Below are 14,067 nucleotides of genomic sequence, written 5' to 3'. Positions count from 1 at the left end.
TTATAAAATTAGACTTTAATCTTTATCACAATGAAAAAAATGCTGCTTTATTGATGGTTATTATTGAAAAAGGGAGAATTGCAGATCTGAAGAATATTTAGCGGTTTTGTTTTTTCTGCAAATAAGGGGAACGGAATTTTTCTTTTCTTCTTAATATTACACCATGAAATATTATGGTTTGATCGGTTACCCGCTTTCACATTCTTTTTCGAAAAAGTATTTTACAGAGAAGTTCGAAAAAGAGCATATTACGGATGCCAAATACGAGCTGTTCCCCATCGAACATATTACGCAATTGCCGGAGCTTTTGAAGGAAAACCCTGACCTTTGCGGCCTTAACGTTACTGTACCGCATAAAATTGGCGTTTTAAAATACCTGGACTGGATTGAACATGACGCCCGCAAAGCCGGGGCAGTAAACTGCATCCGCATCAGTGCCGAAAGCCCTGTATCCGCGGCGTTTTCCGGTGAGGTTGGGGTTATCGGCGACGATTTCAGGCTCGAAGGTTTCAATACGGATATCTATGGTTTTGAGACGTCTTTAAAACCGTTGTTAAAAGATCGTCATGATAAAGCGCTGGTTTTGGGTGATGGCGGTGCTGCCAGGGCAGTAAAATGCGTGCTCGAAAACCTCGGAATAGCGTATAAAGTGATTACGCGTAAACCGCATGCGGGTAATTTGCTGTTTACCGATCTGAAACCGAAACATATTAAGGATCACCTGATGATCATCAATACCACACCCATCGGGATGTCGCCGAATGTTAATGAATGCCCGCCAATACCCTACGACGCTATAACGGAAGATCATTTATTATACGACCTGATCTACAATCCTGAAAAAACACTGTTTTTAGAAAAAGGCGAACAAAAAGGTGCCACGATAAAAAATGGATACGAAATGCTGATATTGCAGGCCGAAAAGAGTTGGGAAATATGGACGCAAAAAGAAATATATCCATGAGGTGCGCTGCGTTTTTGTTTATAACCTTGTTTTGCCTTGCTTCATGCAGCGGCAATCATAGTTATTCGCCGAAGCCAAGGGGGTATTACCGCATCATTTTCCCTAAAAAAGAGTACCAGCCCTACACCGGCGGTTGCCCGATCATGTTCGACTATCCAAAATATGCAAAAATAGAACCGGATAGAAACCCCGATGCCAAGCCCTGCTGGATGAATATCCAGTTTACGCAGTTTAACGGCACACTTCATTTAAGTTACGAGCCTATCAGATCAAAAAAGGAATTTGACAAACTGGTGGAGGATGCGCACAAACTCAGCTTTAAACATACCGTAAAGGCCACCGGTATTGACGCCGGCGTAATCTCGTACCCGGAGCAAAAGGTTTACGGCATTTATTATACTATTGATGGCAATGCGGCCTCATCCGTTCAATTCTTTTTAACCGACAGCACCAAAAACTATATCCGCGGCGCGCTTTATTTTAATACCGAGCCGCGGCTCGACTCAATCCAACCTGTATTATCTTTTGTAAAACAGGATGTGAATGTGATGATCAAAAGTTTCAGGTGGAAGTAGGTTAGAGATTAGTCGGGAAGTCCGAAAAGTCAGTAAAGTCCGAAAGGAAATAAATTAGTTATGCGTAAAAGTCTATTTTTTCTAATTAGTCTATTTTTTTCCATCGCCGCCAGGGCGCAGGTACAATTCCATACCATTGATGTGCAGCATTATACTTTTGCCATACAGCTACACGACAATACAGATACCATTGAAGGGCTGGCAACAATAAAAATTAAATTTTTAAAAGATGTAAATTCCTTCCGGCTTAATTTGGTTAAAACAAAGAAATCGGGCAAGGGCATGCGGGTTTCATCCGTATATGAAGCCGGGCATAAATTATCATTTAGCCAGGACAGCGATTTGTTAAATATAAACGCGACCGTAAAAGCCGGTAGTCTGCACAGCTATGAGATTACTTATGCAGGCATCCCGGAAGATGGATTGATTATTTCAACAAACGAATTTGGGCACCGCACTTTTTTTGGCGATAACTGGCCCGATCGCGCGCACAACTGGCTGCCCTGTGCTGATTATCCTGCGGATAAGGCAACTGTTGATTTTATTGTTACCGCGCCCGATCATTACCAGGTAGTTGCCAATGGCCTTAAAACGGTTGAAACAACATTGCCGGGTCATTTTAAACTGACGCACTGGAAAGAAACGTCGCCGCTGCCCACAAAGGTAATGGTAATCGGCGTGGCTGATTTTGCCATTGATCATCCCGCGGACATTGGTAATATCCCCTTATATACCTATGTTTTCCCTGAAAGTAAAGGTGCGGGGTTTAAAAGTTATACCGTCGCTAAAGAAATACTGCCTTATTATATCAAAATGATCGGCCTTTATGCCTATGAAAAACTGGCTAATGTACAGTCAAAAACCATCTTCGGCGGGATGGAAAATGCCAGCGCGATATTTTATTTTGAAAACTCGGTAACCAGTAAAGGCATTGAAGAATTAATGGCGCACGAGATAGCCCACCAATGGTTTGGCGATGCTGCAAGTGAAAAAAGCTTTGCCCATTTATGGCTGAGCGAAGGCTTTGCGACCTATATGACCAACCTGTACCTGGAAAATAAATACGGCACAGATACTTTAAAAAAGCGTTTGATGGATGACAGGCAAACGGTACTGAAGTTCGAAAAAAGACGGCTTACGCCGGTTGTAGACACCGCAGTAAAAAACAATTTTATGCAGATGCTTAACGCTAACAGCTATCAAAAGGGTGGGTGGGTATTGCATATGCTGCGCAGGAAGTTAGGCGATACCTTATTCTGGAAAGGTATCCGCAACTACTATGCACAGTATAAAAACAGCAATGCCAATACCGATGACCTTTGCAAGGTAATGGAAAAAACAAGCGGGCAAAACCTGGAACAATTTTTTAAGCAGTGGCTGTATACCGCCGGGCATCCGCAGCTAAGCATTACCTGGAAATATAATGAAGCCAATAAGGTTGTCGAAATGAGCATCACTCAAAAACAAGATACTTTATTCGAATTTCCTTTAGCGGTTTCAATAGACGGAAAAACCATGATGCTCGATATAAAAAACAAGGCCGTTAACGCCGTTTTTTCCGTAAAAGAAAAACCAAAAAACGTAGTAGCTGATCCGGATGTAAATTTACTGGCGGGGTTTGAGGTAGCAGAAAGTAATTAGTTTCCGGCAATTACAAACCACCCTGCCCGCGATATAACTTCACAGGCTTATCCAGCTTCAGTTTTAACACGGTGATGTATTTATCCTGAACACCCTCAGGCAAATTAATATAAACCAGGCCGGGCACCGGGCTCCATGATATTTTACCAACTACTTTGTGGGTAAGCTTTGCGCCGTTGCCAAGCACGGTAATGTCGTCAATTTTATTGTCGAGGCCTTTTAGCATGATTTGTCCGCTTGTTTTGGCATGCACAAACAGATACAATGTAGTTGAATCCTTTGATAAAGTAGTAGGGCCGTAAAAGTGCCCTTGTGGTATGCCCGCAATGGTGTTAAAAACAGCTTCGCCATTTCTTTTGTTCCAGGCGCCCAGTTCTTTTAATACATTAATTTCCTCTTCGGGGATGGTACCGTCTTCTTTGGGGCCGATATCCAATAGCAGGTTGCCGCCGTTTGAAACAGCATCCGCAAAAATGGATATGATCTCGTAAGGTGTTTTCCAGTTTTGGTCGTGTTGCTGGTAGCCCCAGTTGTCGTTCACCGTCATGCAAAGTTCCCACCAGTTATACGGGGGCCGCGTAACGGGGAAGTTTTGTTCGGGCGTGGTATAATCCCCATAGCCCTGCAGGCGGCCGTTAATTATTGCGGAAGGATTTTTGGAGAGGATAATATGCCGTACTTTTTCCGCTTCCCATTCTTCGGCGCTATGCTCCCAGTCGCCATCGAACCACCACAGGTCGGGATTAAATTTATCGCCGATCTCTTTGATCTGTCCCTGGAAAAATGCCCTGAACTTATTCCATCGCGTATAATCATTTTGTGCGTCGTAACGCGAACTATCTTTTAAAAATCCGGGATAATCCGGGTACGACCAATCGATCAGCGAAAAATAGGCCCCGCATTTGATCTCCCTTTTGCGCAATTCTTCAAAAAATGGTTTGATCATATCCATCTTCGCGGGCGAAGCTTTTACAATATCCCGGTTATCCATTTTGGTATCATACATCGCCACCCCATCATGGTGTTTGGTGGTGATGACGGCATAACGTGCGCCGCTCTCTTTGATCAGGCCGGCCCAAAACGCCGGGTCGTATTTTTTCAGGGTAAAGCCGTTGAGCTGTTTCATATAATCAGCATAGCTGATCTTTTTATTATGGAAACTCCATGATTCGTCAATCCCGTTTACCGAATAGATGCCGGCATGTATAAAAATACCCAGTTTGGCATCCTGGAACCATTGCATTTTACCGGCGATAGTTTTAGGGTCGATTTTATTTTGGGCGTTGCAATAAAATGTGGTGCAATAAAAAAAGCAAAATGATAGAAGGAGTCTTTTGGTCATTTTAGTTGAAAATTGAATTTAAGTTACTTGAGTAATTTGATGCGGGTGTTTTTGAGGACATAACATAGCAATAACAATTGCCGCCGGGATGGGCGTGGCTTTCACCTTTTCTCATGCTTTAACGGTCAGTTTACGAAGGCAATTTAAGGATATTTTTGAGAAATAGGATAAGGCCAAAACACCCTTTATTTTAGGATGATCAAATCCATTTAGGTAAGGGGGCATCTCTTTACATCCCGATGAATTAATATTGGCTTAAATTGCGTACTTTTGTGGGCTTTTCGAGAAAGGCCAATTATGTTAGAAAAATTAGAAGCCATATACCAACGCTGGAAAGATGTTGAAGCCGAGTTAAGCAGCCCTGATGCCATGGCTGATATGAAACGCTTTGCCCAGCTGAATAAAGAATATAAAGATCTTGCCAAAATTGTTGACGAGTACAATATCTACCGCAACATTATGAGTAATATCGATAGCAATAAAGAAATTTTAGCGACCGAAAAGGACGAGGAATTCCGCGAGATGGCGAAAGCCGAATTGGACGAATTGCTGGTAAAGCAGGACGAGATGGAAGAAGCCATCCGCCTGATGCTGATCCCGAAAGATCCTGAAGATTCCAAAAATGCGATCATTGAGATCCGCGGCGGAACAGGTGGTGATGAAGCAGCTTTATTTGCCGGCGACCTTTACCGCATGTATATGCGCTTTTGCGAAAAACGCGGATGGAAGACCGAACTGGTGGATTATACCGAAGGTACCTCAGGCGGTTACAAAGAAATTGTATTTAACGTAAATGCCGAAGATGCCTATGGTACGCTGAAATATGAATCGGGTGTACACCGGGTACAGCGCGTGCCAGACACCGAAACCCAGGGCCGCGTACATACTTCTGCCGCCACGGTGGTGGTATTGCCTGAAGTGGATGAGTTTGATATCGACCTGCAGGTGAGCGATATCCGCAAGGATTTGTTTTGTGCATCCGGACCGGGCGGGCAATCCGTAAACACTACTTACTCTGCGGTGCGCTTAACCCATATTCCCTCGGGTATTGTGGCGCAATGCCAGGATCAGAAATCGCAGTTAAAAAACTATGATAAGGCTTTGCAGGTGTTACGCTCAAGGGTGTACGAAATGGAATTACAAAAACACCTGGAAATAACTTCCAAAAAACGCAAAACCATGGTTTCCACCGGCGACAGGTCCGCCAAAGTGCGTACCTATAACTATCCGCAGGGGCGTTTAACCGAGCACCGTATAGGCCTTACCATTTATAACCTGCCTGGCGTAATGAACGGCGACATCCTGGAGATAATGGAAGCGCTTCAGTTTGCCGAAAACGCGGAAAAACTGAAAGAAGGAACCACCGCATAAGTATTCATATTTTACCGGGATTATATAAATAAAAAATAATAGCATTTAAATGACTATTGTTTTTTATTTATATAAATAGCTAATTACCAAATATTTGCATCTTGCATTGCCTCCCCGGGCAGGTAAGCTGTTTCCCTATTCCCTGGATTACGGTTATCGAAACTCCCTTTTCATCTTATTTTCATATAAGGCCTCTACTTTTGAATTTAAAATTAGCAAAATCTCATTTCCCCTGATTAAAGAGGTTTAATTGCGACGGTTTTAAGTAAAGGTTTATTGTTTCGCACTTTAATATCGATGAGCGTATGTTAGCTATAAAAACATTATCACCCAAACCAGTTATTTTCAGGCGCACTGTACGGCTTATGGCTGATCAGTTTGAAATTAGCGTTGTAGGAAGTAACCCGCAATGGGCTGATGAACGTATTGACGACGCTGTTGCCGAAATCAACCGGGTTGAAAAATTGTTGAGTACTTTTAGTGATGACAGTACCATAAACGAAATTAACCGGAATGCAGGCTTAAAGGCGGTAAAGGCAGATCCTGAAATTTTCAGGTTGATTGACAGATCGGTACAAATATCGGCACTAACCTATGGCGCATTTGATATTACGTACTATACGCCGGATAAAGAGGACTCAGACATTGATAATACCCCTAATAAAACAGCTATCAAAGCAACTATAAGCCGCGTTAACTACCAGAATGTGGTTTTGGATGCTGCTGCGCAAACAGTTTTTTTAAATGAAAAAGGGATGCGTATTGGCTTTGGCGCAAACTGTAAGGGTTATGCGGCCGACCGTGCACGGTATATCCTGCAAATGAACGGGGTAAGCAGCGGGGTAATAAACGCCGGCGGCGACCTGCTGACCTGGGGTGCACAACCCGACCATGAGCCATGGACAATTGCCACAGCCGATCCTTCGCAACGTTCACAGCCTTTTTCAAATATCAACATCAGTAACATGGCTGTGGCTACATCAGTCAATTCCGAAAAATTTACCGCAGTAATTAACCAAAAAAAGGTAAATGCAGTAAACACGAAAAAGGGATTTTCTGTCAGCGGCATAAAAAGCGTAAGCATTATCAGCCCCAGCGCCGAACTTGCCGATTCGATGGCTACGCCGGTAATGTCAATAGGCATCAATGCCGGTTTATATTTGATCAACCAGCTTAACCAGATGGCTTGCATCATCATTGACGACCATGAGCGTGTTTATTCCTCAAAAGATATCAGCACCCTTAATTAACATAACTTAACCAGTGTTGTAAATTTGGTTAGGATAGTGTTGGCCGCTTGCCATTAACATTCTAAAAAAATAAACCCGGTTTATATAATTCCGATCAATTAAGGTTCAATGGTGCTAAATGCATTTTTATGCTTAAAATTGTATGGCGCACCATGGCGGCGAAATTACCAGCTTAAATAGTTTTAGTGTTTAACAGCATTATTTGAAAAGAATTTTACAATTTTTCTCCCCTTCAATGATAAAGTGGTTTGCATATGTTTGCATCTTATTGATATTTGCACCATCTTTTTTATCTGCAAAAATAAAAGACAGGCGTTTTAACGTTATTACTTATACATTAGGCATACATTCGCCTTTTAAAAAGAATTTAACCGACACTACAAAAAACGCAAGGAAAACAGAGGCAGACGATAAAAAGAAGATTAAGGAAGTTGCCAAAACAAAAAAACAACCCAAACCCGAAAAAATTGAAACCGGGGACAACGCGGCAGCTTTAAAGCCCAAACCAAAGCCAAAAAGACAGCGGAGGCCTGAGGGATTAGAGCGACCGCCGGAAATACCAAGAAGAAATGGTAATTAACAAATTCAACTTTCAAACTATTGAATATTAATGAAATACCTTTTTGCAATATTTTTTATCACCCTTTGTAATGCTGTAAATGCAGCAGCAACAAGGCTGCATTTGTTTAAAGATACTGCACATGCCCCGGCCGATACAGATACCGTTGCCAGGCAACAATCAATTTCCATAGGTGTAAATTATGGCAGCGACATCCAGTTTTTTGGCAGAACCGGCCCGGTTAAATATCCTTATGCCAGCGGCGACGCGATTTATAATTTCAAGTCGGGTTTTTTTGTTTACGGATCGGCCGTACAGGTTTTCGGATATACCCCGGTTGTTGACGAAGTTGACCTTGGGGCAGGTTATTTGTTTAAATATTCTAAAGCGTTGACGGGTACTTTTAGTTACACCCGTTTCATTTTCACCAAAGATGCGCCCCCGGTAATCATGTCGGCTTCATCAAATGATATCAATTTTAAAAATGCGTTCGACTGGAAATTCGCAAAATCAAGCGCTACTTTTGATTACCTGTTTGGGGATGCAAATGACTATTTTATCACCTTAAGTACTGCGAAGCATATTGAAACCAGCTGGAGTATTTTTGATGATAAGGATTACCTTTCAATTGATCCCGGCGTAAGCATGATCATTGGAACCCAGAATTTTGTCGGGCGGTATTCCACGCTGCACCCGCAGCATCTGTATTATGACAACTCTGTTCGCGGCCTTGATATTCCTCCCTATTTTCATGATTACGATAATGGAAAGTTCAGGATGTTGAACTATAGCTTAAAGCTGCCGATCTCGTACAACAGGCCGCATTATACCTTTGAAGCCTCGTGGAAATACTCCATACCGGTAAACGTTGAGGGGGCTTTGAAAAACAGGCACGAAGTTTTTTTTAATTTGACCTTTTTCTACTTATTTTTCAAATAAAGCATGAACGTCCTGATCATTGAAGACGAAAAAGCCCTTGCAGAAGAATTGGAATTATTCCTCACCAACTATAATTACATCTGCGAAGTTTGTTATAACGGGACGTCTGCCTCCGAAAAGATTGCTGTAAACCTGTATGATTTTATTTTGATTGACCTGGGCCTGCCCGATTACGACGGCCTGGACCTGTTGAAAGAAGCAAAAAAAAGTAACCCGGAGGCTATTTGTATGATATTGACAGCAAGGGCTGAAGTTTACGACCGCATTAAAGGGCTTGATCTTGGGGCTGACGACTATTTGCCAAAACCATTTTCGTTACTGGAACTATACAGCAGGATGCAGGCCATCACGCGCAGGAAATTTGGCTTGAAACAAAACCTGGTCGACCTGGGGGGCTTTTTGATCAACCTTACCGACCGCACCATCAGTTATTATAACGACGAAGTAAATACGATTACCAAAAAGGAATTTGACCTGATAGCTTACCTGCTGCTTCATAAAAACCGGACATTAACCCGGTCGCAGCTGAGTGAACATATTTGGGGCAGCGTAATTAATGATGATTACGATTCAAATTATATTGATGCCCATATCAAAAATATACGCAAAAAATTGAATGCCTTTGCACCGCCCGATTGGCTTGAAACCGTGCGCGGGCTGGGTTATAAAATAAAGATCAATACTTAAGTTTTTGAAACTCCGGACAAAACTTACGCTGTATAACACCATATCAAAACTGGTACTCGTAACCTTGTTCGTATTGCTATTGCCCGTTCTGATCAGGGACATCAACCAAAGTTTTACCGACAATAAACTGCAGCGGCAAAAGAAAAAAGTGCTCGGTATCATCAAAATATCCGGCATCAAAAATAATTTATACGCGGCCTATTCACCCTTAAAAGACCAGTTTTACAGCCTTGATGAGGATTCGCTGGAAGAAAGCCTGGATACCATCCGCAACGAAAAACGAAAAATTGAAGGGGATACCATCGACTACCGGATCCTGAGCTATAATTTTATCCTGGGCAAAAAGAGCTACCTGCTGGAAATCGGCAAAAGTATTGATTCGATAGAAGAGACCACAGCGCCCTTGCAAAATATCGCCTTTGTTGTGCTGCTTGGCATGATCCTGTTAACTGTTCTTGCCGATCAGTTTTACTCGGCTTACGTATTGCGGCCACTCGGGCAAATCATCAAAACCAAACTTATCGGGAACAAGTTTCCGAACTTTGGCTCCTATAAAAAGGTTAAAACCACAACGTCCGACTTTGAGTACCTGGATATCAGCATCCATAAAATGATCGTAACTATTGAAACTACTTTTCAAAAGGAGCGGGAATTTATTTCAAACGCATCGCATGAGTTAATGACGCCGGTTTCGATCCTTCAATCGAAGATCGAAAACATGTTTGAGCGCGAAGATCTGAGCGATGACCTGAAATCACGGCTGCTGGAGATGCAGCGAATATTAAACCGTTTAAAAAGCATTACCAAAACATTATTACTGATCTCCCAAATTGAAAACGATCAATTTTTAAAAGAAGACAAGATTCCCCTCGCGTCCCTTTTACAGGAAGTTTACGACGAGATATCTATCCGGCTGCAGGATAAAAATATTACTTACGAGGCCTCCGTTCCCGAAAACTGGAACCTGGTGCATGTAAATAAATTTCTGCTGTTTAATTTGTTTTTTAACCTGATCAACAACGCGATAAAATACAACTATGAAAATGGCGGAATTAAAATAACCGCCACCAGGGAAGGCAACAATTTCGTGGTCAGCATAATTGATACCGGTATTGGCATCAGTGCCGAAGAATTGCCCTATATTTTTAACCGGTTTAAAAAGATGCGGCAATCCCTTCAACAGGATAGTTTCGGGCTTGGCCTGCCCATAGTTCAGTCTATCGCCGGCTTTCATGGTATAAAAGTTGAAGTTCAGTCCGAAAAGGACAAAGGGAGCACCTTTAGGCTCATTCTGCCGGCATTTCTAATTGAAATATAATGTAGCATTTATTGCAATCTGCACGTATTGGCATCTACATTTGTGCTTTGTTTTTTGCATTGAAGAAAAGTTGAAAATTTATAATTTTATGTTTTTAAATTAAACTATTAGCATGGTTTTTGTCTAATAGTTAATGGTGAAAACTAAATAAATAAGTTTCGTACTTAAAATTGAAAAAAGCAGTTAATAGTATTTTAGATAAAGCGATGAAAAGGATGTATAAATATGCGGGCGGTTTATTTTTAAGCAGCTTGCTTTCAGTATTGATGATTTCAACAGCGAGCGCCCAGCGTGGTGCCCGTTCTGGTGGTGGAGGTGGCGCCAGCGCGCATTTTGGCGGCGGCGGAATAGGCTTTCATAATAGCGTAGGCGCACGGTCAGGCATTAACGGCCAGGTAGCAGCTAATTTTCATAGTACAGTAGCCTACAGGGCCGGCCGCGGCTATTTCAGTGGTGCCGGTTACCATGGCGGGGCCTTTTACAGGCCGGGCTTTGGCTATTACGGCTATCCGCACCTTGGTTTTTACTGCGGCATACTGCCTTACGGCTATTACCCGTTTTATTGGGGTGCAGGCCTGTATTACTATTACGATGGTATTTTTTATACCCCTTATGATAATGGTGGCTACCAGGTAACAGCACCGCCGATCGGTGCCGGTGTGCCGGATCTTCCGCGAAATGCGAACCCGATCAAAATAGACGGCGTTCAGTATTACGAATCTGATGGCGTTTATTACAAAGAAAGTGTTGACGATAAGGGTAAAAAAATATACGTGGTTGCCGGCCGTGATGGCGTTTTAAATACCGGTGATAATGTTACCGACCCAAATGCAACAGTTGCTGCCCCCAAAATTGGTGATATGGTTAACCAGCTACCGGATGATTGCCGCAAGGTTAATTTGAACGGCAAAAAATATTTTGTATCTCCGGATGGCATCTATTATGAGAAAGTTACCGACCCAAGTGGAAATGTTGCTTATCGCATAGCCAGCCTGCCGTCTGATGATGACAAAGGCATTTAATTGAGTTTAAAATTAAAATATTTATAAGCCTGTTGGATTACCGACAGGCTTTTTTGCTTACTTTCATGCCGCCAATTTATTTGTAAATCAGTTTCTGGATGAAAAGATTAAAAATAGTAATGATGCTGCTGGTTTTAGCCGCCGGATCTGCAAAAGCTCAATTTACAAAAGCTGAACTACAGGTTAGCGGGTTAAACTGTGCGCTGTGCGCAAAAACTACCGAAAATTCATTGAGGGCGCTGCCATTTATCCAGGATGTTAAGCCCGACCTGATGCATAATATTTATGTAATTACTTTTAAGAGTGATAAGCCTGTAAATTTCGACCAGATCAGCAATATCGTTCACGAAGAAAACTTTTTTATCAGCTTTTTAAAGGCCACCTTTAATTTTGACAATGTAAAGGTTACCAATAATTATTTTAGTTCGCACGGCGCTAACTTTAAATTGGTGAACGCGGATAAACCGCTAAGCGGCGAGGTGGCTTTTATCCTTGTTGATAAAGGTTTTGCCCCGCGGTCAGTCACCAAAAAATATAGCGGCCTCATTGTTAATGATGACCCGGCAAAAACAGGCCGCGTATATCATGTGGCTATATAAACGCCCCGAAAAATTAAAAGGTTTTTATCGTTTCCGTAACATGTGCAAGGTGATGCTTGCTGTGCCAGGCGTATAGCGCAAGTGCTTTTTTAAGCTGCAACGTATTGCCCGATTCGGGGTTAACAAAAGTACGGTTCCATTCATCTTCCGTAAAACTTTCCAGCAATGCGGCCCAGCGCTGGTGGATGCCTTCAATTATTTTTAACGAAGGTTCAACAGGCATGCGGTAATCTGGCAATAAGGCCCAATCGGCTTCCTCATAAGGTTTTATGGTGGTGCTTTCTTCGGTAAGCGCCCATTTAAAACGCATTAAGCTGTTCATGTGGCTGTCGGCAACATGATGCACCACCTGCCTCAGGGTCCAGCCTCCAAGCCGGTATGGCGTATCCAGTTGTTTTTCATTCAGGGCGATAATGGCATGGCGCAACCTGCCCGGAAATTCTTTAATAATGGTGATCCAGGTACGGATGTCGTCCTGTGTGTACGATACGGGGGCCTTGAATTTCCCGATAGGATATTTTTGTTGTTCGTCGGTCATTGGTCTAAAAAAAAATTAAATTAAGTATAATTTTAATTCGCAGCAAGGTTTTGGCCTAATTTAGCGTTTGTATGAAATTATTTGATAGCCCGATGATAAAAAAGCTAATCCTTATATTACTTGTTTTTTACTTCCCATCCACCTACGCCCAAATTATCAAAACCGATGTATTGGTAATTGGCGGCAGTGCGAGCGGCGTAGCCGCGGCGATGCAGAGTGCAAGGAGTAAGGCGAAAACGGTATTGGCAGAAGAAGATTCATTGTCAGGAACCCCCATTTTAAAAAAAATGATGGATTCGGTAAAAAACCTTACTGTTTATACAAATTCAACATTTTCAGGCATAAAAAAGGAAAATGAATTTTGGGAAGTAAAGATTAGCGAAAATGGTAAAGATAAAATTATAAGAGCCCGGGTAGTAATTGACGCCACCCCTCAAGGAAACGTTACCTCTTTTGCAAAAGCAACTTTTAGCCGGTTAGATAGTCTGCTGAATAAGCCCGGATCGGGATCATACCGTACATCAATAGCTATGGGCGGGGGATTGCAATGGGAGCGCAATAATGGTACTTCCGCCTCTGATGATGATTATCCGCCTTTTCCAATCTATACCATCCCGATGAAAGCTGTAATAGCTAATGGAACGGATAATTTATTAGTTGCCGAGGCACTATTTCCATCCTCAAAACATTTGCGTTATCTGGCAAACAAGACAACGCTGGGACAAGGCGTAGGCGCTGTGGCTGCTTATTGCGCCTTCTTCAAAACAAGTACGAAAAACTTGAAGGTAAGAATTATCCAGGGTGAGATTCTGGATTTTAAAGGCGCCCTGCTTCCCTTTTTCGATATCCCGGAAACCGACCACGATTGGCGTGCTATACAACAGGTGGGTGCGACGGGTTTAATAAAGGGTGAATCGGGCGATTCCGGGTGTGATTTTATGCCTGATGCTCCGGTTATGACCGAAAGGATAAAACCCGTTTTAACCGAAATTTATTCCCGCGCCTTTTTATGGTTTAATAAAGAAAAGCCGGGCGAGAAGTTTACCGTTGCCAATACACTATCGCTCATCAGTGATTATACGCTAACCGATCCGCTGGTTTTAAATGCCCGGATAAAAAGCGATTGGAAAACCCGCTATAAGTTTACCCTGGATTTTGACATTAACCGCTCCATTACGCGCCGGGAATTTGCCGTTTTAATCAACCGGTATTTAAATCCATTTGCCCGGACGGTGGATTTAAATGGCAACCTGGTGAATTAG

The 14,067-nt window shown here is 42.5% G+C and carries 14 protein-coding genes; 12 read left to right on the top strand and 2 right to left on the bottom strand.

Features of this window, described 5'->3' with window-relative positions; translation table 11 throughout:
- Positions 1 to 163: 163 nt before the first annotated feature.
- The 3 genes from MgSA37_RS23245 to MgSA37_RS23235 are packed head-to-tail and all read left to right on the top strand — an operon-like array spanning position 164 to position 3,180.
- A complete protein-coding gene (locus tag MgSA37_RS23245; protein ID WP_096355506.1) occupies positions 164 to 964 on the top strand; it encodes a shikimate dehydrogenase family protein in 801 nt (266 codons plus the stop codon).
- On the top strand, positions 961 to 1,539 hold the full coding sequence (gene gldD / locus MgSA37_RS23240) for a gliding motility lipoprotein GldD (protein WP_446425737.1): 579 nt from the start codon (positions 961 to 963) through the stop codon (positions 1,537 to 1,539). The genes MgSA37_RS23245 and gldD overlap by 4 nt, the downstream gene beginning before the upstream one ends.
- A gap of 60 nt (positions 1,540 to 1,599) precedes the next feature.
- Positions 1,600 to 3,180 carry a M1 family metallopeptidase gene (locus tag MgSA37_RS23235; protein WP_096355502.1) on the top strand — a complete coding sequence of 527 codons (1,581 nt, stop codon included), beginning with the start codon at positions 1,600 to 1,602 and terminating at the stop codon, positions 3,178 to 3,180.
- A 10-nt stretch (positions 3,181 to 3,190) separates the two neighbouring features.
- Here the strand turns inward: MgSA37_RS23235 and MgSA37_RS23230 are convergent, their stop codons facing one another.
- The gene (locus MgSA37_RS23230) at positions 3,191 to 4,522 is read right to left on the bottom strand and encodes an alpha-L-fucosidase (RefSeq protein WP_096355500.1); all 1,332 of its coding nucleotides are present in this window, start codon (positions 4,520 to 4,522) and stop codon (positions 3,191 to 3,193) included.
- A 297-nt stretch (positions 4,523 to 4,819) separates the two neighbouring features.
- Here MgSA37_RS23230 and prfA point away from each other — a divergent pair, with 297 nt between their 5' ends.
- The 8 genes from prfA to MgSA37_RS23190 all read left to right on the top strand — a co-directional run bounded on the left by prfA (position 4,820) and on the right by MgSA37_RS23190 (position 12,267).
- On the top strand, positions 4,820 to 5,893 hold the full coding sequence (gene prfA, locus MgSA37_RS23225; protein WP_096355499.1) for a peptide chain release factor 1: 1,074 nt from the start codon (positions 4,820 to 4,822) through the stop codon (positions 5,891 to 5,893).
- Between the two features lie 305 nt (positions 5,894 to 6,198).
- Positions 6,199 to 7,143, top strand: a complete 945-nt coding sequence (locus MgSA37_RS23220) for an FAD:protein FMN transferase (RefSeq protein WP_096355497.1) — start codon at positions 6,199 to 6,201, stop codon at positions 7,141 to 7,143.
- Positions 7,144 to 7,378: 235 nt separating this feature from the next.
- Positions 7,379 to 7,723 (top strand): hypothetical protein, encoded by a 345-nt coding sequence (locus tag MgSA37_RS23215; protein ID WP_096355495.1) that lies wholly within the window; start codon positions 7,379 to 7,381, stop codon positions 7,721 to 7,723.
- 30 nt (positions 7,724 to 7,753) lie between these two features.
- On the top strand, positions 7,754 to 8,641 hold the full coding sequence (locus MgSA37_RS23210) for a hypothetical protein (protein WP_096355493.1): 888 nt from the start codon (positions 7,754 to 7,756) through the stop codon (positions 8,639 to 8,641).
- A gap of 3 nt (positions 8,642 to 8,644) precedes the next feature.
- The gene (locus MgSA37_RS23205; protein WP_096355491.1) at positions 8,645 to 9,328 is read left to right on the top strand and encodes a response regulator transcription factor; all 684 of its coding nucleotides are present in this window, start codon (positions 8,645 to 8,647) and stop codon (positions 9,326 to 9,328) included.
- Positions 9,329 to 9,332: 4 nt separating this feature from the next.
- Positions 9,333 to 10,646, top strand: a complete 1,314-nt coding sequence (locus MgSA37_RS23200) for a sensor histidine kinase (RefSeq protein WP_096355489.1) — start codon at positions 9,333 to 9,335, stop codon at positions 10,644 to 10,646.
- A gap of 170 nt (positions 10,647 to 10,816) precedes the next feature.
- Positions 10,817 to 11,668, top strand: a complete 852-nt coding sequence (locus tag MgSA37_RS23195; RefSeq protein ID WP_157750697.1) for a DUF6515 family protein — start codon at positions 10,817 to 10,819, stop codon at positions 11,666 to 11,668.
- Positions 11,669 to 11,766: 98 nt separating this feature from the next.
- On the top strand, positions 11,767 to 12,267 hold the full coding sequence (locus tag MgSA37_RS23190) for a heavy-metal-associated domain-containing protein (protein WP_096355485.1): 501 nt from the start codon (positions 11,767 to 11,769) through the stop codon (positions 12,265 to 12,267).
- Positions 12,268 to 12,280: 13 nt separating this feature from the next.
- Here MgSA37_RS23190 and MgSA37_RS23185 read toward each other — a convergent pair whose 3' ends face one another.
- Positions 12,281 to 12,805, bottom strand: a complete 525-nt coding sequence (locus tag MgSA37_RS23185) for a YfiT family bacillithiol transferase (RefSeq protein WP_096355483.1) — start codon at positions 12,803 to 12,805, stop codon at positions 12,281 to 12,283.
- A gap of 92 nt (positions 12,806 to 12,897) precedes the next feature.
- On the opposite strand from MgSA37_RS23185, the gene MgSA37_RS23180 reads away from it, so the two are divergent.
- Positions 12,898 to 14,067: an FAD-dependent oxidoreductase gene (locus tag MgSA37_RS23180; RefSeq protein ID WP_172885364.1), complete on the top strand. Its 1,170-nt coding sequence runs from the start codon at positions 12,898 to 12,900 to the stop codon at positions 14,065 to 14,067.

This window comes from Mucilaginibacter gotjawali, from assembly GCF_002355435.1.
Taxonomy (GTDB): Bacteria; Bacteroidota; Bacteroidia; order Sphingobacteriales; family Sphingobacteriaceae; genus Mucilaginibacter; species Mucilaginibacter gotjawali.
The sequence above is the reverse complement of the archived record's forward strand: the minus strand, read 5'-3'. Positions and strand labels throughout refer to the sequence as shown.